Source organism: Microbacterium caowuchunii (assembly GCF_008727755.1).
Lineage (GTDB): Bacteria > Actinomycetota > Actinomycetes > Actinomycetales > Microbacteriaceae > Microbacterium > Microbacterium caowuchunii.
On record NZ_CP044231.1, the window covers coordinates 2,720,952 to 2,744,180 of the forward strand.

A 23,229-nucleotide genomic window follows, 5' to 3' on the forward strand; every position below is an offset into this window, starting at 1 on the left:
TAATAGTGTCAGATGGATCGCGGCGACGGCAAGGCGCCGGCGGCGAGGGAGGCACCGATGAGCGACACCCGATGGCGGATCGTCCCCGGCGACCTGGACCGGAAGCTCGGGATCACCGTGCTCGACGAGTCCCCCGACCGGGTCGTGGCGACCATGCCCGTGGCCGGGAACACGCAATCCCTCGGCCGCCTGCACGGCGGCGCGAGCGCCGCACTGGCCGAGGCGATCGGATCATGGGCCGCCATGATCCATGCGAGCACGATGGGCAGGGTGTGCGTGGGCGTCGACCTGAACATCACCCACCATCGCGGCGCCCGCGCAGGCCTCGTCACCGGAACGGCGACCGCGTTGCATCGCGGGCGGCGCATGGCGACCTACGACATCCGCATCGAGGACGAGGAGGGCGCCCTCCTCGCGACCGGACGCATCAGCAACCTCCTGGTCGACCCGGATGGGCCAGTGGGGTGACGCGATCACCGGTGTCCGCTATGTTGTGCGTTACTCACCGATCGGTCAGTAATGACCCTGGCCGCTCTCCCCCTGAACAATGGAGTTCTCATGGCGTCCTCGACGCAAGCCCGCACGCGCCCGGAGGCGGTGACCCGCGAAGAACGGAAGGTCCTGGCGGGCACCCTGGTCGGCACCTCGATCGAATGGTACGACTTCTTCATCTACGCCCAAGCCGCCGGCCTCGTGCTGGCGCCGCTGTTCCTCGCCCCGCTGGCCGGGTCCAATCCCGGGCTCGCCCAGGTGCTCTCGTTCGCCACGATCGGCATCTCCTTCCTCTTCCGCCCACTCGGCGCGGTCGTCGCGGGACACCTCGGCGATCGCCTCGGCCGCAAGAAGATGCTGGTGCTCACCCTCGTCATGATGGGGGCCTCCACCGCGCTCATCGGTGTGCTGCCGACGTACGCCGCGGCGGGGATCATCGCTCCGATCCTGCTGATCCTGCTCCGCATCCTCCAGGGGTTCTCCGCCGGCGGCGAGTGGGGTGGGGCGGCTCTGCTCTCGGTCGAGCACGCTCCCCCGGGCCGGCGCGGCTATTTCGGCGCGTTCCCGCAGATCGGCGTGCCGATCGGCATGATCCTCGCGACCGCGACGCTGTGGATCCTGACCTCGGCGATGTCCCCCGAGGCCTTCCTCGAGTGGGGATGGCGCATCCCGTTCCTCCTGTCGATCGTGCTCATCGCCATCGGGTACGTGATCCGTCGTGCCGTCGAGGAGAGCCCCGTCTTCGAGGACCTGATGCGCCGGCGCAAGGAGTCCTCGGCTCCGCTCGGCCAGCTGTTCCGGAAGAACTGGCGTCAGGTGGCGCTCACCGCGGTCGTGTTCATCGGCAACAACGCGGCCGGCTACCTGCTGATCGCCTTCTTCGCCACGTACGCGGTCGCCGTACTGGGGATGGATCGCCCGACCGTGCTGCTCGCGACGACCCTGGCCTCCTTCGGCTGGCTCGCGTTCACCCTCTGGGGCGGCCGCGTCTCGGACCGGCTCGGCCGGGTGCGCACCTTCCAGATCGGCTACCTGATCCTGGCACTCTGGGCCGTGCCGATGTGGTTCCTGATCGACACCGCGAACATCCTCTGGTACTTCGTCGCCCTCTTCGTCATGACGATCGGCCTGGGCCTGTCGTACGGCCCCCAGGCGGCGCTGTATGCGGAGCTCTTCCCGGCCAACGTCCGCTACTCCGGCGTCTCGATCGGTTATGCGCTCGGCGCGATCATGGGCGGCGCGTTCGCGCCCATGATCGCCGAGGCGCTGCTCGGGGCGACCGGGATGTCGTGGACGATCGGCGCCTACATCGCGCTCGCGGCGGTCATCTCCCTGGTCGGGGTGTCGCTGATCAAGGAGCCGAAGGGCGTCGATCTGCGCGCGTGAGCGCATCCCCGTCGGTACGCAGCCCGTCCAGCGCGACGGTCAGGATGTCGTGGCCCAGGCGGTCCCCGTCGACGGGGCCGCCGGGGCGGTACCACTCCACGACCGAGTTGATCATGCCGAAGATCAGTCGTGAGACGACCGCGGCGTCCACGTCGGAACGCACATCGCCTTCCCGCTGCGCCTCCGCGACCAGGCGGGTGACGCGCTGGTCGAACAGGCGCCGGCGCTCCAGCGCGCTCTGCTCGACCGGGCTGTTCCCGCGTACCCGGAGCAGGAGCGTCACCGACGGCAGCTGCGACACGAGCACGTCGGTCGCGCTGCGGATCACGTGCCGGAGCCGGTCGAGGGCGGCACCGCGCTGCGCGGCGGGCTCCGCCAGCACCGCCTCGAGTCCCCCGAGCGCCTGGTCGAGCGCGACGGAGAGCAGCTCCTCCTTGGAGGCGAAGTGGTGGTACAGGGCGGACTTGGTCAGACCGAGGCGCTGAGCGAGATCCGCGACCGAGGTCGCGTCGTACCCCTGCTCGTTGAACAGCTGCACCGCGACCTCGAGGACCCGGTCCCGGTCGTATCCCGGCCGCCCCCGCCGCGCCGGGGCGCCGGGGGCGGCTTCGGCGGAGGACGTCATGCCCTCAGTCTGTCACCGCACCCGGGCTCGCTCCTCAGAGGGCGCGCAGGATGTCCTCGACCCGGTCCTTGGCGTCGCCGAACAGCATCCGGGCGTTGTCGCGGAAGAAGAGCGGGTTCTGCACGCCGGCGTATCCGGAGGCCATGGAGCGCTTGAAGACGATGACGTCGCCCGCTTCCCACACCCGCAGCACCGGCATGCCGGCGATGGGGCTCGTCGGGTCCTCGGCGGCGGCCGGGTTGACCGTGTCGTTCGCGCCGATCACCAGTACCACGTCCGTGCCGGCGAAGTCGTCGTTCACCTCGTCCATCTCGAACACGATGTCGTAGGGCACCTTCGCCTCGGCGAGGAGGACGTTCATGTGACCGGGGAGCCGGCCGGCCACGGGGTGGATGCCGAAGCGCACCTCGACCCCCTTCTCCCGGAGGCGGTGGGCGAGCTCGGCGACGGGATACTGCGCCTGCGCGACGGCCATGCCGTAGCCCGGCGTGATGACCACCCGGGAGGCGTTCGCGAGCAGGTCCGCGACGGTCGCGGCGTCCACCTCGCGGTGCTCCCCCTCGTCGGCCTCGCCGTCCTTGCGGGGCGCCTCGATGCCGAAGCCGCCGGCGATGACCGAGAGGAAGGACCGGTTCATGGCCTTGCACATGATGTACGACAGGTAGGCACCGGAGGATCCGACGAGGGCGCCGGTGACGATGAGCAGATCGTTGTTCAGCAGGAATCCGGCAGCGGCGGCCGCCCAGCCGGAGTAGCTGTTGAGCATCGACACCACGACGGGCATGTCGCCGCCGCCGATCGAGGCGACCAGGTGCCAGCCGAGCGCGAGCGCCAGCAGGGTGACGACGATCAGCAGCCACAGTTCGGGGGCGATCACGTACCAGACGGTGAGGGCGACGAAGGCGACCAGCGCCCCGACGTTCAGGACGTTCTTGCCGGGCAGCACCAGGGGCTTCGACGACATCCGGGCGGAGAGCTTGAGGTACGCGACGATCGATCCGGTGAAGGTGACACCGCCGATGAACACCCCGATGAACACCTCGGCGTGATGGATGTCGGCGAGGGCCCCGGTCAGGCCGGTGTCGTAGAGGGCGCCGTTCCACCCGACGAGCACCGCGGCCATGCCGACGAAGGAGTGCAGGAGCGCGATGAGCTCCGGCATCCCGGTCATCTCCACCACCCGGGCCCGCCACAGTCCGATCGCGCCGCCGATCACGACCGCGGCGATCAGCAGGATGAGCCCGAACGAGGCCTGCGGGTCGCCCCCCGCGTTCTCGACCGTGAGCCAGACGGTGGCCGCGAGTGCGATCGTCATGCCGGCGATGCCGTAGGCGACGCCGCCGCGGGCGGACTCGTGGGTGCTGAGCCCGCGCAGGCTCAGGATGAACAGGATCGCCGCGACGATGTACGCGGCGGTGGCCAGGGACGCGGCGGTCATCGGTCGCCCTTCGAGAACATGGCGAGCATGCGCCGGGTGACGGCGAATCCGCCGAAGATGTTGATGGACGCCAGCAGCACGGCGATGGCGGCGAGGATCTGCACCGGCAGACTCGGGATCGTCAGCTGCAGCATCGCGCCGACCACGATGATCCCGGAGATCGCGTTGGTGACGCTCATGAGCGGGGTGTGCAGCGCGTGGTGCACCTTCCCGATCACGTAGAACCCGACCACGACCGAGAGCACCAGCACGGTGATGTGCTGCGGCAGCGGGGCCGGCGCGATCGCGGACAGGCCGAACAGCGCGGCGATGCCCAGCACGACGAGCCCGGATCGCGCGGCCGGCGACAGCGTGCGCTTCTTCTTCGGCGCGACCGGTTCGGCGGCGGAGGCGGCGGGCTGCGGGGACGCGGCAACCTGGACAGGAGGCGGGGGCCACGTGGACTCGCCGTCACGGACGACCGTGATCGAGCGCTGCACGACGTCGTCGAAGTCGAGGACCAGCCGCCCGTCCTTTCCGGGGGTCAGCAGCTTCAGCAGGTTCGCCAGATTGGTGCCGAACAGCTGGGACGCCTGAGCGGGCAGGCGCGAGGCGAGGTCGGAGTAGCCGAGGATGGTGACACCGTTGGGCGTCACGATCCGCTCCCCCACGACCGAGCCCTCCACGTTCCCACCCGCGGCTGCGGCCATGTCGACGATCACGCTCCCCGGCTTCATGCTCGCGACATCCGCCGCCGTGATGAGGCGGGGAGCGGGGCGCCCCGGGATCAGCGCGGTGGTGATGATGATGTCGACCTCGCGGGCCTGCGCCGAGTAGAGCGCCGCAGCGGCCGCGTCGTACGCCTCGCTCGTCGCCTTCGCGTACCCGTCGGTGGACTCCATGACCTCGTCCACCACGACCGGGAGGTACGTGCCGCCGATCGAGGTGACCTGGTCCGCGACCTCCGGGCGGGGATCGGTCGCGCGCACGATCGCGCCGAGGCTGGATGCCGCACCGATCGCGGCGAGGCCCGCGACACCGGCGCCGGCGATGAGCACGGTCGCCGGGGGGACCTTCCCCGCGGCCGTCACCTGTCCGGTGAAGAACCGGCCGAACTCGTGCGCCGCCTCCACGACCGCCCGGTAGCCGGAGATGTTCGACATCGAACTGAGCACGTCCATCGACTGCGCTCGCGAGATGCGCGGCACGGCGTCCAGGGCGAGTGCCGTGATCCCCCGGGTCTGCAGCGACTCCCGTACGTCCGCACGCAGCGCCGGGGAGAGCATCGCGATGATCGTCGCGCCGTCCGCGAGCAGCGCCACCTCGTCCTGCGTGGGCGGGTTCACCTTCAGGACGATCTCGGACGCCCACGCGTCGGAGCGATCCACGACCGACGCCCCCGCATCCGCGAACGCGTCATCGGGGAAGGAGGATGACGCCCCGGCTCCCCTCTCGACCGCGACCTCGTACCCGAGGCCGATGAGAGTACGGACGGTCGTGGGCGTCGCGGCCACGCGGGTCTCGCCCGCGGACTCGGCGACGATGCCTATACGAGACATGCATACCTTTCTCCGTCGCGCCGCCTTCCGGCACGACGGAGAAACTCTATAAGCCGGTTCGGATAAACCTGCAGATCATAGACCGCTGCAGGGGTGAAGAATTCGCACTTCTTAACGTTTGGAGGTGTTTCCTGAGGTGACCCCGGCCTCGGCATCCGAGACGAGGGACAGCGGATCGGCGATGTCCTCGAGCGACTTCCCCGCGGCGCTGACGCCGAAGATCCCGCAGACCACGCCGCCGAACATCATCACCGCGGAGCCGAGCACATAGCCCCAGAACAACGGCGTGCGGTCGGTCCCGTCGCCGATGAGCGCGCCGTAGAGCGTGGGTGCGATGGCCCCGACGAGCTGTCCGACGGAGAACACGTAGGAGATGACCTGGCTGCGCAGCTCGAGCGGGAAGATCTCGCTCACCGTCAGGTAGGCGGCCGAGGCACCCGCCGAGGCGAAGAAGAACGACGCGCACCAGAAGGCCGTGTGCGTGCCGGCGTTGAGGACGTCCGCGTTGAACAGGAACGCGCTCACCAGCAGGATGAGGCCGGCCAGCACGTAGGTGCCGAACAGCATCCGGCGTCGGCCCCACGTGTCGAAGAAGTGACCGAGCAGCAGCGCCCCGGCGAGGTTGCCGACCGCGAAGACGATGAAGTACTGACCGGCGGAGGCGGGCGGGGTGTCGTAGAAGTTCTCCAGGACCAGCGCGTAGGTGAAGAAGATCGCGTTGTAGAGGAAGGACTGGGTGACCATCATCGTCACCCCCACGAACGTGCGCCGCGGGTACTTCTTGAAGAGCACCTTGGCGATGACGAGGAAGGGCACACGGCCGTATTCCTTGACCGTGATGGCCTTGGACTCATCGACCGGCGGCACCTCCTTACCCTCGTTGCGGATGCGTTCCTCGATCTGGTCGACGTTGCGTTCGGCCTCCTCCTCCCGGCCATGCGTCATCTGCCAGCGCGGGCTCTCCGGGATGTGCCGGCGCATGTAGATCAGCAGCAGCCCGAGAACCGGGCCGATGAAGAAGCTGAGGCGCCATCCCAGGTCCTGCGGGAAGATCTCGGTGTTCAGGAAGACGACGCTGGCCACCGCCCCGAGGGCGGCGCCGCCCCAGTACGTCCCGTTGATCGCGATGTCGACGCGTCCGCGGTACTTGGAGGGGATGATCTCGTCGATCGCGGAGTTGATGGCGGCGTACTCGCCGCCGATCCCGGCGCCGGCGACGAACCGCCAGATGTAGAAGAACCACGGGGCGAACGAAAGCCCCGCGATACCGCTGCCGACCAGGTACACCGCGAGGGAGACGAGGAAGAGCTTCTTCCTGCCGAGCCGGTCCGTGAGCCTGCCGAAGAAGAGCGCGCCGCAGACCTGGCCGAGCAGATAGAACGTACCCGCGAGACCCACCTCGACCGGCCCCATCCCCAGGGTCTTCGCGAAGCCGTTCGCGGCGACGATCTGGACCTCGAGGCCGTCCAGGATCCAGGAGAACCCGAGTCCCACGACGATGAGCCAATGGAACCGCGACCAGGGCAGCCGGTCCATCCTCGCCGGCACGAGCGAGGTGACTTCCTTGGCCTTCGGCGCGGGTGTCGACATGACCGGCTCCTCCCTCGCTCGGGAGCCTCCGGTGGATCCCGCGGAGCATTTCTACTCCCGCACCCAGGACGGGTCCCCGGGTTGCCTTTCGCGTTCCGGCGGAGTAAAAAGACCGCTCAGCCGGCCAGCACCCGGTGCACCGAGGCGACCGCGCTGGATCCCTCCCCGACCGCCGCGGCGACGCGCTTCATCGATCCGCTCCGCCACCGTGCAGCCGTGGCTGGCGAGGTAGAGCGCGGCCGAGACCTGGACGCCCGCCCGGACTGAGCGACGCTGTACTCCGTTTCCCGGAGGGACGGATACTGCCCCTGTCGCTCCTGCGCAACCCCCGCACGCGACCGTCCCTGTCGGATTAGGACAGGAGGGACGCCGAGGAGGTCAGCATGAGCTCGCACGACACCCGCACGGATGCTCCCCCTCCCGAACGGGAGGGCAAGCCGGACTCACCGGCCCAGTTGGAGAAGCGGTCCTGGAAGTACGTCCTCGGCAAGACCGTCCGCGAGTTCACGGCGGATCAGTGCATGGATGCAGCGGCCGGCCTCACCTACTACGCCGTCCTGGCGCTCTTCCCGGCGCTGATCGCGATCTTCTCGCTGCTGGGCGTCTTCGGCCAGGGGGGTGCGGCGGCGGATGCGGTCCTGGGAATCGTGGAGGACGTCGCCCCGGGGGACACCGCGGATGCGCTGCGCGGCCCCATCGAGCAGCTCTCGAACGCGCCCGGGGCGGGCCTCGCGCTGATCTTCGGGATCGTCGTCGCGCTGTGGTCCGCATCCGGGTACGTCGGCGCCTTCAGCCGCGCGATGAACCGGGTGTACGAGATCGCGGAGGGGCGTCCGTTCTGGAAGCTTCGCCCGATGCAACTGCTGGTGACCCTGATCGGCGTCGTAGCGCTGACCATCGTGGCTCTCGCACTGGTCCTCTCCGGTGACGTGGCGTCCGCGATCGGCAACGCCATCGGGGTGGGCGAGGGCGTGCAGATCGCCTGGAACATCGCCCGATGGCCCCTCATGCTGCTGGTGGTCGTCTTCCTCGTCGCCGTGCTCTACTACGCGACCCCGAACGCCAAGCAGCCGAAGTTCCGGTGGATCAGCATGGGCGCCCTGCTCGCGATCGTCGTGCTCGCCATCGGCAGTGTCGGCTTCGGCTTCTACATCACGAACTTCTCCAACTACGACCGGACATACGGCTCCCTGGCCGGTGTCATCGTCTTCCTGCTCTGGCTGTGGATCGCCAACCTCGCCCTGCTGTTCGGTGCGGAGTTCGACGCGGAACTCGAGCGCGGGCGCCAGCTGCAGGCGGGCATCGCCGCCGAGGAGGACATCCAGCTACCGCCGCGGGACACCCGTGCGAGCGACAAGCGTGCGCAGAAGGAGGAGAAGGACATCGAGGAGGGCCGCCGCATCCGCCTCGACCTCGATGAGGACTCGGGGCGTTGACCGGTCGTCAGGCGGAGACGGCCGGCACGTAACGCGGGACGTCTCCCCCCGCACCGCGGGCCGGCCCGTCGAGAACCGGATGGGTCCCCTCGCGCTCCCAGGACATCCCCTCGGCCTCGATGAGCTCATCTGCGGCGTCCACCTCGACGCGCTTCGACCAGGACTCCGTCACCAGCATCACCTGCACCATGCGGCGACGGTACCGCACGGGATCATCCTCCGGGATGACGCGAGCGACCCGACCTCACTCCCGCGGCCGATGACGCCGGCTCCCGCGCCGACGAGGCTGGGAACATGGACACCTCAGTGCTGCACGCGACCGGACTGGTCAAGACCTACGGAACCACCCACGCCCTCGCCGGCGTCGACCTCGCCATCCGGCGCGGGGAGTCGGTCGCGGTGATGGGGGCATCGGGTTCGGGCAAGACGACGCTGCTGCACGTGCTCGCCGGCATCACCGCGCCCGACGCGGGCGCCGTGACCTTCTCCCCCGCCTCCGGCGCCCCGGTGCAGGTCACCGGGCTGCGCGAGACGGGACGGTCGAAGCTGCGCCGGGAGAGCTTCGGGTTCGTCTTCCAGCAGGGACTGCTGATCCCCGAGCTCACCGCCATCGAGAACGTCGCCATCGCCCTCATGATCACCGGGCGCAGCCGCGCCGAGTCGATGGAGCGGGCAGCGTCCTGGCTGGGCGCTCTGGGCCTCGCCGGCATGGAGGAGCGCCGCATCGGCGAGCTCTCCGGAGGGCAGGCGCAGCGCGTGGCCATCGCGCGGGCGCAGGTGACCGGGGCGGAGATCGTCTTCGCCGACGAGCCGACCGGTGCACTGGACTCCCGCACCTCCGTCGAGGTCATGGACGCGCTCCTCTGGGCGACGACCCAGCAGGGACGCACCCTCGTCGTGGTCACCCACGACCCCGACGTCGCCGCCCGTTGCTCACGCACGGTCGCCGTCCGCGACGGCCGGCTCGTGTCCGCGGGGGTGTCCGCATGAACGCCCGCGTCCTGATGCTGCTGATGCGGCCGAGCCCCGGCCAGAACGACGTCCTGGCGCTCCCGGTCGTGGCCTTCGCGACCGTGAGCACACTCGTGCTCACGGTGGTCGGCGGGGCACAGTCCTTCTGGGGCTGGACCGATCCGGAGGCGCCGATCTACCACGCCCTCGCGGCGATCGCACTCGTGCTCCTGGTCGTCCCGCTACTGACCCTCGGCGGAGCGGCGGCGCGGCTGTCGGCACGCCGCCGTGACGAGCGCCTGTCCACCCTCCGGCTCCTGGGAGTCTCCCCCGCCGGGGTCGTGGGCGCGACGGTGCTGGAGTCGGCTGTGCTCGCCGCGGTCGGGGCCGTGGCCGGTGTCGTCGTCCACCTGCTGCTCGTCCCACTCGTCGGCCTCATCCCGTTCCGCGGCGAGGCGCTCGGCGCGGGTTCCGTGCTGCTGCCGGTACCGGTCGTCCTCGCCATCATCGGCGCGATCGTCCTGCTCGCCGCGTCCAGCGCCGCCCTCGGTCTGCGGAAGGTCGTGATCTCGCCGCTCGGGGTCCGCACCCGCGCGGTCGCCGGGAAGGCCCACTGGTTCCGTGCGGTCATCACGGTCGCCGCACTCGTCGCCGCGTTCGCGCTGATCTCGCTGGTGCCGTCGGCTGCCGAGATGCTGCCGACGATCATCGTGCTCACCGTGGTGTTCGCGATCGCCTTCGCCGTCCTCAACGTCATCGGGCCCTGGGTGATCCGGGTTCAGGCGCGTCTGCGACTGCGCCGGGCGAAGGGTCCCGAACAGCTACTCTCGGCGCGCACCGTGCTGGAGTCCCCGAAGGCCGCGTGGCGGCAGGTCAGCGGCGTCGCCATGGCGAGCTTCATCGCCGTGTTCGCCGGAACCGCCGTCGCCCTGCTGGAGGTCATGGGAACGGGTTCGGTCGAGGACGTCCAGCTGGCCGTCGACATCCGCACCGGCCTGATCATCACCCTGGTGGCCACGTTCCTCATGGTGGCCGCCTCGGTCGGGATGAATCAGGCGGCGGAGATCCTGGACCGGCAGGATCTGCACCTGAGCCTGCACCGCCTGGGGATGCCGGTCGAGACGGTGGAGACCGCGCGTCGCGGCGCGGTGATGAGCCCGCTGCTGGTGACGGCGATCGGCTCCGCGGTCGTCGCGGGAATCATGATCTCCCCCCTGCTCGGGGCGACGCTGATCACCGCTCCCCTCTCGATCGCGACCATCGCCGCGGTGATCGCCGCGGGGATCGGCATCGTGTGGCTCAGCACCCTGGCGACCCGGCCCATCCTCCGTCGGGCGTTCGCGGCGGCGTGAGCCGGGTCACCGGGTGGCCGGCCGCTCAGGCGGCGGCTGTGGCGTCGTCGATCTCGCCCACGAGCACCTCGAGGACGTCTTCGAGGTACAACAGACCCACGGTGCGACCGTCGGCGTCGAGGCTGCGGGCGACGTGGGCGCCGCGGCGCCGCAGGATGGCCATGGCGTCCTCCAGCTCGGCGGTGCGCGGGACCGAGACGAGTCTCCGCAGGCGTTTCTGCGGGATCGGTGCGTGGAACTGCTCCGGACGGTCGAGGTCCATGACGTCCTTCATGTGCACGTATGCCTGCGGCTCACCGTCCGGCCCCGCGATCACGTAGCGCGAGTACCCGTGCTCGGCGACCGCGCGCTGCACATCTGCGGGCCTCGCCCCGTCCGGCAGCAGCACCATCCCTGGCAGCGGCACGTCCACGTCCGCGACGGTCTTCTCGGTGAACTGGAAGGCGCCCGCGAGAGTGCCCGAGGCATCCTGGAGGGTCCCTTCTCGACGGGACTGCTCCACGATGTTCGCCACCTCGTCGAGCGTGTACGTGCTCGTCGCCTCGTTCTTGGGTTGGACCCGGAACAGGCGGAGGATGCCGTTGGCCGCGGTGTTGAGCGTCCAGATGACCGGCGTGAACACCTTCGCGACCAGCACGAGCGCGGGCGCCAGGAGGAGCGCGGCACGGTCGGGTACCGAGAAGGCCATGTTCTTCGGGATCATCTCGCCGAACACCACGTGCAGGAACGTCACGAGCGTGAGCGCGACGGCGAACGCGACGATGCTGATCACCTCGGCCGAGAGACCGGTGAGTCCCAGCGGGATCTCCAGGAGGTGGTGGATCGCCGGCTCCGAGACGTTCAGGATGAGCAGCGAGCAGATCGTGATGCCGAGCTGGCTCGTGGCGAGCATGAGGGTCGCGTGCTCCATTGCCCACAGCGTGGTCCTCGCGGCACGGCTGCCCCGTTCCGCGAGCGGCTCGATCTGCGAACGACGCGCCGAGATGACGGCGAACTCCGCGCCGACGAAGAACGCGTTGCCCGCGAGCAGTACGAACAGCCAGATGAGGCCGGGCAGGTACTCACTCATGGCGGTTCCCCTTCGCGAGGGTGTGCACGATCCGGTCGTGACGGGTCAGCAGGCTGGGGTCGTGCTGCGGGTCGTCCGGGGTGTAGCGGAGCCGGACGATCCGATGCCCGTCGATCCGCTCGATGCGGAGCATGCCGCCGGCGATCCGCACCTCGTCGCCGAGCTCCGGGAGGCGCCCGAGGGCGTCGGTCACGTAGCCGCCCGCCGTGTCGTAGTCCCCGCCGTCCGGGATCTCGATCGAGGTCCGGTCGAGCACCTCGTCCGGACGCCACGCGGCGTCGAACGTGATCGAACGGCCGGAGCGCAGCACACCGGTCCGGGTGCGGTCGTGTTCGTCCTCCAGCTCGCCGACGATCTCCTCGACGAGGTCCTCGAGCGTGACGATCCCGGCCGTGCCGCCGTGCTCATCGCCGACGACCGCGATCTGGAGGCCTTCCGCCCGCAGGAGTCCGAGCAGGTGATCCGCCCCCATCCCCTCCGGGACGGTGCGCACCTCGCTCATGAGGTGTTCCGCCCGGACGGCGGACCGCTCATCGAGGGGGATGGCGAAGGCCTGTTTGACGTGCAGCACGCCGACGACGCGGTCCGGGGTGCCGTCGATGACGGGAAAGCGGGAGAACCCGGTGGCGCGCGAGGTGGCGATGATGTCCTCCGCGGTGTCCGTGATCTCGACGCTCGCCATCCGCACCCGCGGCGTCATGACGTCGGAGGCGTCGTGCTCGCTGAAGCGCAGGGTGCGCCGCAGCAGCTGCGCATCGGAATCGTCCAGCAGGCCCGCGGTGGCTGAGTGCCGGATGAGGTAGGAGAGTTCGTCCGCGCTCCGCGCGCCGGACAGCTCCTCCTTCGGCTCGATGCCGACCGAGCGGATGATGGCGTTGGCGGTGTTGTTGAACAGCAGGATCAACGGTTTGAACACGGCCGTGAACGCACGCTGGAACGGTGTGACGACCTTCGCCGTCGCCAGTGGCAGCGCCAGCGCGAAGTTCTTGGGCACGAGTTCGCCGATGATCATCGAGAACAGGGTGGCGAGCACCACGCCCACGACGACCCCGATCGGGGTCACCGCACCCGCGGGAACGCCGAGTCCGAGAAGCGGCTCCCGGAGCAGGCTGGAGACCGCGGGCTCGAAGGTGTAGCCGGTGAGCAGGGTCGTCAGGGTGATGCCGAGCTGCGCGCTGGACAGGTGCGTGGACGTGATCCGCAGCGCCGCGATCGTGCCGTCGAGGCCTCGTTCACCGCGCGCACGCCGCGCCTCCAGCTCGTGGCGGTCGAGGTTCACCAGTGCGAACTCGCTCGCGACGAACAGACCGGTACCGACGGTCAAGACGACGCCGATCCCGAGCATGAACCATTCGTTCATTCGTTACACCCCCTGACCCGAAGAAGTCCCGCCGCAGCGGGTGGGTGGTCAGAGGGCGAGGGACTATGCGCCGGAGGGTCATCCATGATGCCGTCCACGCTAGCGAGCGGTATCTATCAGCCGGCTGAACGCGAAGGGGCCGGGGAAGACGCGACGGTCCGCCGTGCACCCGGTCGCCGGCGCGGGGGCCAGGACCGCGGTGCACGACGGTCGTCGGACCTCACACGGGCCGCACGTCCGCCGCCACTCGTCCGTGCCGCTGCGCAGGCAGAAGCAGCGGCCCGGCGAGCCGGAAGACGAGGTTGATCAGCAGACCGATCACACCCACCAGCACGATGCCGGCGTACACCTGCTCGATTGCGAACTGCTGGCCCGCTCGACGGATCATCGCCCCCAGCCCGTACTCCGCGCCGACGAACTCCGCCGCGATGAGGGTGATCAGACAGGTGGCCATGCCGAGCCGCAGTCCGTTCAGGAGGCCCGGCGCGATCGCGGGGAAGAGCAACTTCGTGAAGAATCGCGTGCCGGTCGCCCCGAAATTACGCCCTGCCTCGAGCAGGTCGGCGGGCACGTCACGCACGCTCCCCCGCGTGCTGATGATGATCTGGAAGAACGCCGTCGCGAAGGCCGTGATGATGTAGGCGACCTCGCCACGTCCGACGATGATGATGAACAGCGGCAGCAGTGCGATCTTCGGCAGCGGGTACAGCGTGTCCGTGATCGGGCGGATGAGCATCTCGACGGTGCGCCAGCGGCCGGACGCGACCCCGATCGCCACCCCGAACACCGCGGCGAGCGCGAAGGCGACGCCGAGCCGTTGCAGCGTCAGCACGAGATCGAGTCCCAGTCTTCCGTCGAGGAGTTCCCCTGCGGTCGTGGCGAGGATACTGCTGGGCGGCGGGAAGAACCGCGGGTCGAGCAGGCCGGCTCGGGTGGTGACCTCCCACAGGACGAGCACGACGACGGGTATCGTCCAGGTCTGCGCCCATCGGCGCACGGCGGGGCTCATACTTGCGCTCCCTTCACGTCGCGACGCCAGGGCAGCAGCCGGTCGGCGACGGCATCGAATCCGACAGAGCTCAGCAGGCCGAGGACGGCGATGATGAGCAATGCGACATACATGTCGGTCACTCGCAGGATCTGCCAGTTCGCCCACAGGAACTGGCCCAGTCCGTTGGACGCGCCCACCATCTCGATCGCGATCACCGCGATGAGGGTGAATCCCAGCGCGACCCGGATACCGGTCACGATCGAGGGCAACGCACCGGGGACGAGCACGCTGAAGAAGCGACGGATCCCCTGGGATCCGTAGTTGTCCGCGACCTCCATCAGGGTGCGGTCGATCGTCCGCACCCCGGCGACGGTGTAGAGGATCACGACGATGAGGGGTGTCACCAGCGCGGTGAGGATGATCGCCGTCTCGGTCCGCCCGAGCAGGAACGTGAGGAACGGGAAGAACAGCACGCCCGGGATCGGGTAGAGGAACGCGAGCATCGTGTTCGTGCCGCGCTCCAGCCACTGGGAGGCGGTGATGGCGATGCCGATCGCGACCCCGAGCACGATCGCGAGCAGGATGGTCACCAGGACGCGCAGGACGGTGGCGATGATGTCGCCGCCGAGCCCCGAGGCGGGGTCGAAGACGATCACGCTCCGCTCGATGATCTTCGTGGGAGGGGGGAAGAACGTGGCCCGGACGATCCCCGTCCGGCTGAGGATCTCCCAGAGGAGCAGGATGGCGACCGGCCCCACCACGAGCGCCCACTTCTCTTTGAGCGCAGGACGCATCACCGCTCGTCCACCGCCATGGCGGCCTGCACTTCGTCTCTCAGGTGGTCCCAGATGTCCTGCGAGAGTGCGGCGAATTCGGGGGTCCCGCGCAGCGCCGGGGTGCGGTGCGGGCCGAAGTCGAGTTCGACGATGTCGCGGATGCGCCCCGGACGGGCGGACATCAGGACCACGCGGTCGGAGAGGAAGACCGCCTCGTCGATGGCGTGCGTGATGTAGAGCACGGTCGGTTTCGTCTGCTGACGCAGCTCCAGGATCTGCTCCTGCAGCAGCGTCCGGGTCTGGGCGTCCAGGGCGCCCAAGGGCTCGTCCATGAGGAGCACTTCGGCATCCTGTGCCAGCGCACGTGCGATTCCCACGCGCTGCTTCATCCCTCCGGACAGCTGGTGCGGGTAGAAGTCGCCGAAGCGCCCGAGGCCGAGGCGAGCCAACTGCTCGTCGGCGATCTCCGCGGCCTCCTTCTTCGGGACCTTGCGGTTGCGGGGCCCGAACATGACGTTCTCCCGGACGGAGAGCCACGGGAAAAGCGCATGCTCCTGGAAGACCATGGCGGTCTTGGGACGATCGGGCCGGGAGCTGTCGATCTCCACCGTCCCGGCGGAGGGCTCGTAGAGACCTGCGACCAGCCTGAGCAGCGTCGATTTGCCGCATCCCGAGGGCCCCACGATGGAGACGAACTCGGACTCCGCGATGTCCAGGGAGACCCCGTCGAGAGCGGTGACCGATTCCTGTCCCGGGAACCGTTTCGTGACGTCGGTGAGACGGACTTTGGGTTTCGTGTCCACGATCATGCGTGCGCCCCGCTCAGTCCGCGAGCGCCGCGTCGCGCCACGTGAAGTCCCAGATGTCTTCCTCCGGGATGATCTCGGCGTAGTTCAGCGACCCCTGCTCCATGAAGAACTCCTGGTAGCGGAGCAGGACATCGAAGTCCACCTCGAGGTCGGCGTCGATGTGATGCTGGCGGGACGCTGCGACGATCGCGGGGTCCGCTCCGGTGTACTGCTCCACGAGTTCGAGCATCTCCGGGGTGTCCCAGCCGTTCTCGTCGAGGTCCTCGGCGGCCATGGCGTAGGCGCGGAGGAAGTCCGTCGCAAGCTCGGAGTTCTCCTCCGCCCAGTCGGTGTTGTAGATGATGCCCGTGAACGGCAGGGGCGCCTCATCCGTCGGGGTGGCCCACGGACGGTACCCCGACCCGTTCTCCTCGGCCTGGGTGGGGAACGGCTCGGACAGGATGCCGGCCGCGATCCCGCCGTTGGCGAGGGCGGGGACCTGGTCGGGGAAGGGGATGTGCTCGAGGTTGATCTGATCCATCCCGAGTCCGGCGCGCTCGAGCGCGAAGCCCAGCAGTGCCTCCGTGACGACGCCGGGGGCGTTCGCGGCGAAGGTCTGCCCCGCCAGTCCGGACATGTCCTCCGCGAGCGTCGCCGCCTCCTCGGTGGATCCGGCCAGCTGCGAGGAGATGATGAAGTAGTCCTCGATGTAGCCCGAGTGCATCGGCGCGACGTACCGGACGGGCAGCCCCTCGGCCACCGCGTTGTAGGCCGCTGACCCGATTCCGGCGAAACCGGCGTCGTACTGATCGGTCGCCACCCCCGTGATGGACTCGTTGCCACTCGCGACCTCGACGAGTTCGATGTCGATGCCCACCTCCTCCGCGTACTTCTCGGCAGTGGCGAAGAGCGGGAGGGAGGATCCCGTGGCGAGATAGGCCACGCGGATGGTGTCGCCGCCCCCGCCCTCGGAGGCGCCCGGTGCGGCGCCCTCGGGGTCCGCGGCGCATCCGGCGAGGACGAGGGTAGCGGCTGCGGCCGCCCCGACGAGGAATCGACCGGTACGGGGTGCTGTCGTGTGCTGCATGGTGAAACTCCTTTGTTTCTCAGGGGGGGGAGCGGTCAGTGACCGTGGTGCTGGGTCATGAGCCAGGACGCGCGACCGGTGATCTTGGCGTCGATCACCAGCGGGCGGGTGCGATCCGATTCGAGCCAGGCGGCCATGCCCTCGAGGTCGTCGAGCGATCGGACGGTGATCGCCTCGCAGCCGAACCCGCGAGCGATCGAGGCGATGTCGGTGTCCGGGAAGCGGACGATCTCCTGCTCCTCGGGCGTGGAATCGGGGAACAGGTGGATCTCTGCTCCGTAGGCACTGTCGTTGAAGGCCACGATCACCAGTCCGAGGCGCAGACGCACCGCGGTCTCCAGCTCCACCGCCCCCATGAGGAGCGATCCGTCCCCGGTGCCGAGCACCGCCATCCGGTCCGGACGGGCGACGGCGGCGCCGATCACGCTCGCCAGGCCCAGACCGATCGCCTGGAACGACAACGGCAGCACGTAGCCTTCCTCATCGGGCACCCGCAGGTGCGCCCCGGGATAGGCGTTCACGTTGCCGCCGTCGACGACGACGACGCGTTCGTCGGGCAACAGGCCGTCGAGGGCGTTGATGAGGGCCGCCGGATCGACGAATCCCGGCTCGTCGACGACCTCGACGGGTTGATCCGACCAGTACCGCGCCTGCGCGACCCGCTCGGCGGTCTCGGGCGTCCGGTAGCCGGGGCCCGTGGCACCGGCCGCGATCAGGGCCTCGTTCGTCGCCCGGGCGACCGCCGTGGCGTCACCGATGATCCCGAGGTCGACGAGACGATGCTTGCCGATCGCGTCGACCCGGTCGTCGACCTGCACGAGCGTGGCGTGGGAGGTCAGCGATCCCCCTCGGGTGGTCCAGGTGTTCAGCGCGACCCCGAAACCGACGATGAGGTCGGCCTCTCTCACCAGCTCGGCCGCCCCGTCGGTGGCGAATCCGCCCATGACGTCGAGCGCCCACGGGTCGCCCTCGAAGATGCCGCGTCCCCCGCCGGAGGCGATGAGCAGCGCTCCGGCGGTCTTCGCGAGTTCGCGCAGCGCACCCTTCGCCCCCCTGGCCCCACGCCCGCCGACGATGACCGGACGTGCAGCACCGGACAGCAGACCGGCGAGCTCCGAGACGTCGGTGGCCGAGATGATCGGAGCGGGAACGCGAACGTTGGATGCGGGTCGTTCCCCGGGATAATCGATCTCCCGCTCCTGCAGATCGATCGGCAGCGAGAGCACCACCGTCCGCCGTTCGATCCGGGCGAGACGGAATGCGCGGGCCGCGTCCGAGAGCGCCGTCTCAGCGGAGTGGATACGCATCGGCGTGGCGCCGATCGCGCGCACGGCGGCGTCCTGGTCGATCTCGAAGTTCGACGTCACGTCGCCGACGGCGGTGTCCGCCGTGAGCACGAGGAGCGGCGTATGGCACTTCGCTGCTTCCGTGATCCCGGTGAGGGCGTTGGTGAGCCCGCACCCCTGGTGCAGACTCAGCACGCTCACTTCACCCGTCACCCGGGAGTACGCGTCGGCCATCGAGGCCGCACCGGCTTCGTGGCGCGCCGCCACGAACTCCGCCCCCGAGGCCACGAGCGAGTTGGTGACGTGGAAGTTCCCGCTGCCCACCACCCCGAAAACATGCGAGACGCCCACGTCGGCGAGCATTCGGCCGATCGCGTCGGCAACCTTCATCATCTGCGTCACTGCGGTGAATCCCATCCTGGTCATCGGCGACCTTCCGTCACGATAACCAGGCGGGTGATCTTCATCCAATGAATAAAGCGCATCACCGACATGAGTCAGATGCATAATGCGGTATGGCTTTCAGCATCGACCTGAACCTGCTGCGCACGTTCGTCGTGGTGTATCGCGCGAAGAACCTGACCGCCGCGGCCGAGTCCCTCCGGATCTCGCAGCCTGCAGTGAGCCACGCGATCCGGCGGCTGCGGGATCACTTCGATGATCCGCTGTTCGTCCGGACCGGAACGGGAGTACGGCCCACCCGCTTCGCCGCGGACCTGTACGCGGAGATCAGCGCTCCGCTCTCCCAGATCGTCGCCCACACCGAGGACGGCACACGTTTCGATCCGGGCACGTCGCAGCGGCGCTTCCGGATCGCGCTGACCGACCTCGGCGAGGCGGTGCTCCTGCCGCGCATCCTGCTGGCCATCGGCAGCCCCGCATCCCGGATCGCGATCGAGGTCGTCCCCCTCGACATCGATACCGTCGTCCGCGATGTCCTGTCCCGGGATATCGACGCCGCCATCACCAGTTCGCCGCTCCCCGGTCCCGTGAGTCAGGAGACCCTGTTCCAGGACCGGTACGCGTGCCTGGTGCCGGCCGATCTCGAGGACGATGAGGGCCGGGTCCGCGTCGAGGATCTGCGGCGGTTGCCGGAAGCCCGCGTCGGGAACTCAGCGGGCCACCGGGCGATCACGGAAGCCGTGCTGACCCTGGGCGCGGGCGTGCTCTCGCGGCGCCCGCAGGTCGAAGTCCCCCGGTTCACCGCACTGCCGTGGATCGTCGCGCGCTCCGGGTTCGTGGCGATCGTGCCGATCGACGCCTTCTCGGCCCTGCCGCTCCCGGCCGGCGCGAAGCTGCTGGAACTCCCGTTCTCCTCGCCCACGACATCGGTGCATCTGATCTCGCACCCGGATGCCAGCGCGGCCTCGGCGAACGCGTGGTTCCTCGACAGCATCCGTTCCGCGCTGGCTCGCTGACGCGTGACCGGAAACGCGAGACGCGCCCCCGTATTCCTCGGGGGCGCGTCTGCGAGCGGCTCGAACTCAGGTGTTTCTCGCAGTCCGTCGGCGAGCGGCCTGCAGAACCATGAAGATCCCGCCCATCGTGAGTAGCCCTGCTGCCGTCAGCAGAACCCCACGTGCAGAACCATCGATTCCGGTCGTGGCGAGCGCGTCGGACGCACCCGACCTACTGCTGTTCACCGTCGCGGTGGTCGCGGAGGTGCCGGGGTTCCCGGCGGCCGGGTTTCCGGGAGCGGAAGGCGTTCCGGGGACAACCGGCTCAATCGGGTCGGCAGGGGTTCCCGAGTCATCCGGATCAACGGGGGTCACCGGGTCATCCGGATCAACAGGGGTCACCGGGTCATCCGGATCACCGGGAGCCACCGGGTCATCCGGATCAACAGGGGTCACCGGGTCATCCGGATCAACAGGGGTCACCGGGTCATCCGGATCACCGGGAGTCACCGGGTCATCCGGATCACCGGGAGTCACCGGGTCATCCGGATCAACAGGGGTCACCGGGTCATCCGGATCACCGGGAGTCACCGGGTCATCCGGATCAACAGGGGTCACCGGGTCATCCGGATCACCGGGAGTCACCGGGTCATCCGGATCAACAGGGGTCACCGGGTCATCCGGATCACCGGGAGTCACCGGCTCATCCGGATTGCCCGCTTCATCGTCGTCGCAGCGCGCATCGGTGAACACGTTGTTGTCGAGGGTCACAGCCCCGTTGCGAGCGAGGGCGCGCCCTTCGACGGTCGCCCCGAAATCAACCGTGATCGATGTCATGGCCATGATCGTTCCCACGAAGTCGGTGCCCGACCCCAGCGTCGCCGAACTCCCGACCTGCCAGAACACGTTGCAGGCCCGGGCCCCACCGTCCAGCACGACTGTGCTGCTCGACGCGGTGATCAAAGTGTCGGGGATCTGGAATACCCACACGGCGTCAGGACCGCCCTGCAGGGTGACCGCCCCCGTGAGGCCTGCCGTGGACGAGAAAGTGTAGACACCCTCGACCAACGTCTGGCCGCCGAGCTCGGTGGCCAGGGTCGCGATCGGCGCTTGGCTGGTGGCGCTGTCGTACGCCGTGACGAGGTCGATCTTGGCCTGCGCGGCGTGGGTGTCGCCGGCGTGGGTCGTGCCACCGGTGACGAGACCCGGAGGGAACCCGGTGATCGCCGTTCCGGGGTGAACTCCGAGATCGCCGTTCAGAACGGTCGGCGTTCCCGTGTTCGTCACCGTCGACCCACCGAGGACGACGTAGGAGTCGGCGGTCCCGAGGTCGATCGCCGTTGCGGCGAACGCGGCAGGAACGCTCAAGGTCATGGACGCCACGGTTACTCCGGCGACCACGAACGCGGTAATGCCCGCTTTGAAAGGCCGCGAAATACCCGCGAAAGGCGAACGATTTGATGTGTGAGTTCCCATAAGGCCCCCCTATCTTCCCCCGACAATTCGGGATGTGAACCGCCTCTCACCGTAGCGGCGCAGGACAGAATTCGCCTAGTAGATGGCGATAATGGTCTTCGAGTCGCCCTCGTGGTTGGGGGGGGTCGCATGCATAGGTGTCACGAATAAGGTTTCTTCGTGACATCTCATCCACGAATCCGCTAGCCTTATTCGTCCGACACATTCCGGGATCATCCAGCACCTTGTGCATTTCCGTCGCGCGGAGAATGTCGCCACGTGCGCCGGACGTTCATGAAGAGCGCACCATCGCGGGCTACGACGGCGCCGAGATCATCCTGGCCATCTACCGGCGTCCCGATCAGACCGTCGCCGGCCCCGGGGTCTATCACATCCACGGCGGCATGCTCGACGCCTGAGCAGAGCGGTGGCGAAACTTATGGCCCGGGATCCGGATGCAGGGGATCCCGGGCCAGAAAGTGAGTGCGGAGACGAGGGGATTTGAACCCCTGGTCCCCTTACGGGGACTCCACCTTAGCAGGGTGGTGCACTCGGCCGGACTATGCGACGTCTCCTTGCGCCCGCCTCACGACGAGCACCTGGCAATCATAACGGCTTCCGGGCGCCGCAACGAACGCGGACCCAGGATGCCGGACGGACTACCGCAGATTTCCGTTCGAACAGGTCTCCTCCGCGGCCGTCTGACCGGAGATCGCGGCGGGGAGCTCCGCCACCGTCGGGTCGACGACCTGCTCGGTGGGCTCGACCGGCGCCTCTTCCGTCGGCACTTCGCCGGGCGTCTCCGGCTCCACCACGATCGTGCCGTCGCCCTGGACCGTGTCCCTGGTCAGCACGAGCTGCTGGTTCGCCTCGAGCGCCGCGAACAGCGCTTCGGCCGCGTCGTAGTTCGGCACGACCTTGTTCGGATCCGACGGGTCCTCGTAGGTGGGGTACTGCAGGAAGACGATCTCCTCGAACGGGACGTTCTTCACCGCGAGCGCGATCTGCACGAGCGTGAGCGGGTTCGTCAGGCTCTGGCTCGGCGTGATGTTGTCGACCGCGACGGAGGCGAGCTTGTACAGGGTCCCGGGGTCCGAGAGCACCTCGTCGCTGACGACCTTTCGGGCCAGTCGCGACATGTACTGCTGCTGGTTGGAGATGCGTCCGAGGTCTCCGCCGTCACCGACGCCGTGGCGGGTGCGCAGGAACTGCAGCGCCTCGACGCCCTGGATATTGCGGTTGCCCGCCTCCCAGTCGATCCCGGTGTGACGGTCGCGGATGCCGTTGGCGATGCAGACCTCGACACCGCCCACCGCGTTGGTGATCTCGATCACGCCGCCCCACGTGACCTTCGCGGCGTAGGGGATGCTCTGACCGGTGAGCTGCGACACGGTCTTCACCGCGCAGGAGAGCCCACCGTAGCTGAACGTGGAGTTGAGGGGCTGCTTGCTCATCGCCGAGGTCGTCGATCCGTCCTCCTGCTCGCAGGCGGGGATCGGGAGCATCAGATCGCGCGGGAACGAGATCACGGTGACCCGTCGCGGATTGTCGGAGATGTGCACGAGCAGGTTGACGTCGTTGAGCTCGCCGCCGGCGTCCGCTCCGGTGCAGCGCTCACCGAAGTAGGCGGCGTACTCGGGCTCGCACGCGTCGGTGCCCGCGAGGAAGAGGTTCACTCCGCCTTCGATCTGGCCGATGTCCGGCGGCGCCGTGTCCTGCCCCTCCAGCGCCACCGCATCCTCGGTGAAGTTCGTCGCGAGGCTCCACACGTTGAAACCCGCCACGCCGATGCCGGCGACCAGCACGACCGCGACTCCCACGGCGAGGATCTTGAGGAACTGCGCGACCGGATTCGGCGCGCGCAGTTTGCCGTGGCGTGCCACGGTCTGACGCCCGGGTCGGGTCTTCGGGCTCACTCGGGTCCTCTCGTACGGGTGGAGCGGGACGCTCTCCCCCGCGTCCCCGTCGCCGGCCACGGGTGGCCACCGAACTACTCTGCGGAGGGTGTGGGATTCGAACCCACGGGACATTGCTGCCCACTGGTTTTCAAGACCAGGTCCATCGGCCGCTCGGACAACCCTCCCGACGACACCGGCGGGCCGGCATCCATCGAACGAGCCCCGAGTCTAGTCGACGGCACTGCCCGCCATTGTCGCAACGCCATCTGGATGCGGCCTGAACGACGCGCCAGGATCACCCGACGCGGGTGCGC

The 23,229-nt window shown here is 68.8% G+C and carries 21 protein-coding genes and 2 tRNA genes; 7 read left to right on the forward strand and 16 right to left on the reverse strand.

Annotated elements, in window-relative coordinates:
* Positions 1-57 precede the first annotated feature (57 nt).
* Positions 58-468, forward strand: coding sequence for a PaaI family thioesterase (locus tag F6J84_RS12925; RefSeq protein WP_150974231.1), 411 nt, complete (start codon positions 58-60; stop codon positions 466-468).
* 90 nt (positions 469-558) lie between these two features.
* A complete protein-coding gene (locus tag F6J84_RS12930; RefSeq protein ID WP_150974232.1) occupies positions 559-1,878 on the forward strand; it encodes an MFS transporter in 1,320 nt (439 codons plus the stop codon).
* On the opposite strand, the gene F6J84_RS12935 is transcribed toward F6J84_RS12930, so the two are convergent.
* The 4 genes from F6J84_RS12935 to F6J84_RS12950 form a co-directional block, all read right to left on the reverse strand.
* The gene (locus F6J84_RS12935; protein ID WP_150974233.1) at positions 1,844-2,503 is read right to left on the reverse strand and encodes a TetR/AcrR family transcriptional regulator; all 660 of its coding nucleotides are present in this window, start codon (positions 2,501-2,503) and stop codon (positions 1,844-1,846) included. The two genes, F6J84_RS12930 and F6J84_RS12935, sit on opposite strands and share 35 nt — an antisense overlap.
* Before the next feature lie 34 nt (positions 2,504-2,537).
* Complete coding sequence (gene pntB / locus F6J84_RS12940) at positions 2,538-3,941, reverse strand: Re/Si-specific NAD(P)(+) transhydrogenase subunit beta (protein WP_150974234.1); 1,404 nt, start codon at positions 3,939-3,941, stop codon at positions 2,538-2,540.
* Positions 3,938-5,479 (reverse strand): Re/Si-specific NAD(P)(+) transhydrogenase subunit alpha, encoded by a 1,542-nt coding sequence (locus F6J84_RS12945; RefSeq protein WP_150974235.1) that lies wholly within the window; start codon positions 5,477-5,479, stop codon positions 3,938-3,940. Before F6J84_RS12945 ends, pntB begins: the two co-directional genes overlap by 4 nt.
* Positions 5,480-5,590: 111 nt before the next feature.
* Positions 5,591-7,069, reverse strand: coding sequence for an MFS transporter (locus F6J84_RS12950; RefSeq protein ID WP_150974236.1), 1,479 nt, complete (start codon positions 7,067-7,069; stop codon positions 5,591-5,593).
* A gap of 383 nt (positions 7,070-7,452) precedes the next feature.
* On the opposite strand from F6J84_RS12950, the gene F6J84_RS12960 reads away from it, so the two are divergent.
* Entirely contained in the window at positions 7,453-8,505 is a 1,053-nt protein-coding gene (locus F6J84_RS12960) for a YihY/virulence factor BrkB family protein (protein ID WP_150974238.1), read from the forward strand.
* Positions 8,506-8,512: 7 nt separating this feature from the next.
* Here F6J84_RS12960 and F6J84_RS12965 read toward each other — a convergent pair whose 3' ends face one another.
* Positions 8,513-8,713: a hypothetical protein gene (locus F6J84_RS12965; protein WP_150974239.1), complete on the reverse strand. Its 201-nt coding sequence runs from the start codon at positions 8,711-8,713 to the stop codon at positions 8,513-8,515.
* Between the two features lie 86 nt (positions 8,714-8,799).
* Here F6J84_RS12965 and F6J84_RS12970 point away from each other — a divergent pair, with 86 nt between their 5' ends.
* Positions 8,800-9,495 carry an ABC transporter ATP-binding protein gene (locus F6J84_RS12970; protein ID WP_150974240.1) on the forward strand — a complete coding sequence of 232 codons (696 nt, stop codon included), beginning with the start codon at positions 8,800-8,802 and terminating at the stop codon, positions 9,493-9,495.
* Positions 9,492-10,808: an FtsX-like permease family protein gene (locus F6J84_RS12975; protein WP_150974241.1), complete on the forward strand. Its 1,317-nt coding sequence runs from the start codon at positions 9,492-9,494 to the stop codon at positions 10,806-10,808. Before F6J84_RS12970 ends, F6J84_RS12975 begins: the two co-directional genes overlap by 4 nt.
* A gap of 25 nt (positions 10,809-10,833) precedes the next feature.
* Here the strand turns inward: F6J84_RS12975 and F6J84_RS12980 are convergent, their stop codons facing one another.
* The 7 genes from F6J84_RS12980 to F6J84_RS13010 all read right to left on the reverse strand — a co-directional run bounded on the left by F6J84_RS12980 (position 10,834) and on the right by F6J84_RS13010 (position 18,591).
* Positions 10,834-11,877 carry a hemolysin family protein gene (locus tag F6J84_RS12980; protein ID WP_150974242.1) on the reverse strand — a complete coding sequence of 348 codons (1,044 nt, stop codon included), beginning with the start codon at positions 11,875-11,877 and terminating at the stop codon, positions 10,834-10,836.
* Positions 11,870-13,237 carry a hemolysin family protein gene (locus F6J84_RS12985; RefSeq protein ID WP_150974243.1) on the reverse strand — a complete coding sequence of 456 codons (1,368 nt, stop codon included), beginning with the start codon at positions 13,235-13,237 and terminating at the stop codon, positions 11,870-11,872. The genes F6J84_RS12980 and F6J84_RS12985 overlap by 8 nt, the downstream gene beginning before the upstream one ends.
* 220 nt (positions 13,238-13,457) lie before the next feature.
* Positions 13,458-14,246: an ABC transporter permease gene (locus tag F6J84_RS12990; protein WP_150974244.1), complete on the reverse strand. Its 789-nt coding sequence runs from the start codon at positions 14,244-14,246 to the stop codon at positions 13,458-13,460.
* Positions 14,243-15,022, reverse strand: a complete 780-nt coding sequence (locus tag F6J84_RS12995; protein WP_150974245.1) for an ABC transporter permease — start codon at positions 15,020-15,022, stop codon at positions 14,243-14,245. Before F6J84_RS12995 ends, F6J84_RS12990 begins: the two co-directional genes overlap by 4 nt.
* Positions 15,022-15,813 (reverse strand): ABC transporter ATP-binding protein, encoded by a 792-nt coding sequence (locus F6J84_RS13000; RefSeq protein ID WP_150974246.1) that lies wholly within the window; start codon positions 15,811-15,813, stop codon positions 15,022-15,024. The genes F6J84_RS12995 and F6J84_RS13000 overlap by 1 nt, the downstream gene beginning before the upstream one ends.
* 13 nt (positions 15,814-15,826) lie before the next feature.
* Positions 15,827-16,879 carry an ABC transporter substrate-binding protein gene (locus F6J84_RS13005; protein WP_150974247.1) on the reverse strand — a complete coding sequence of 351 codons (1,053 nt, stop codon included), beginning with the start codon at positions 16,877-16,879 and terminating at the stop codon, positions 15,827-15,829.
* A 35-nt stretch (positions 16,880-16,914) separates the two neighbouring features.
* Positions 16,915-18,591: a thiamine pyrophosphate-binding protein gene (locus F6J84_RS13010; protein WP_238702499.1), complete on the reverse strand. Its 1,677-nt coding sequence runs from the start codon at positions 18,589-18,591 to the stop codon at positions 16,915-16,917.
* Positions 18,592-18,680: 89 nt separating this feature from the next.
* Between F6J84_RS13010 and F6J84_RS13015 the strand changes: the two genes are divergently transcribed.
* On the forward strand, positions 18,681-19,583 hold the full coding sequence (locus F6J84_RS13015; protein ID WP_150974248.1) for a LysR family transcriptional regulator: 903 nt from the start codon (positions 18,681-18,683) through the stop codon (positions 19,581-19,583).
* 66 nt (positions 19,584-19,649) lie between these two features.
* Here F6J84_RS13015 and F6J84_RS13020 read toward each other — a convergent pair whose 3' ends face one another.
* Entirely contained in the window at positions 19,650-20,936 is a 1,287-nt protein-coding gene (locus tag F6J84_RS13020; protein ID WP_202980449.1) for an ice-binding family protein, read from the reverse strand.
* Between the two features lie 350 nt (positions 20,937-21,286).
* Here F6J84_RS13020 and F6J84_RS15570 point away from each other — a divergent pair, with 350 nt between their 5' ends.
* Positions 21,287-21,436 carry a hypothetical protein gene (locus F6J84_RS15570; protein ID WP_191905679.1) on the forward strand — a complete coding sequence of 50 codons (150 nt, stop codon included), beginning with the start codon at positions 21,287-21,289 and terminating at the stop codon, positions 21,434-21,436.
* A gap of 67 nt (positions 21,437-21,503) precedes the next feature.
* On the opposite strand, the gene F6J84_RS13025 is transcribed toward F6J84_RS15570, so the two are convergent.
* From F6J84_RS13025 to F6J84_RS13035, 3 genes are all read right to left on the reverse strand, one after another.
* Positions 21,504-21,592: transfer RNA gene (locus F6J84_RS13025), tRNA-Ser, on the reverse strand.
* Positions 21,593-21,676: 84 nt separating this feature from the next.
* Positions 21,677-22,933: an LCP family protein gene (locus F6J84_RS13030; protein WP_238702501.1), complete on the reverse strand. Its 1,257-nt coding sequence runs from the start codon at positions 22,931-22,933 to the stop codon at positions 21,677-21,679.
* Positions 22,934-23,015: 82 nt separating this feature from the next.
* Positions 23,016-23,100 (reverse strand) — tRNA-Ser (locus F6J84_RS13035).
* Positions 23,101-23,229 lie beyond the last annotated feature (129 nt).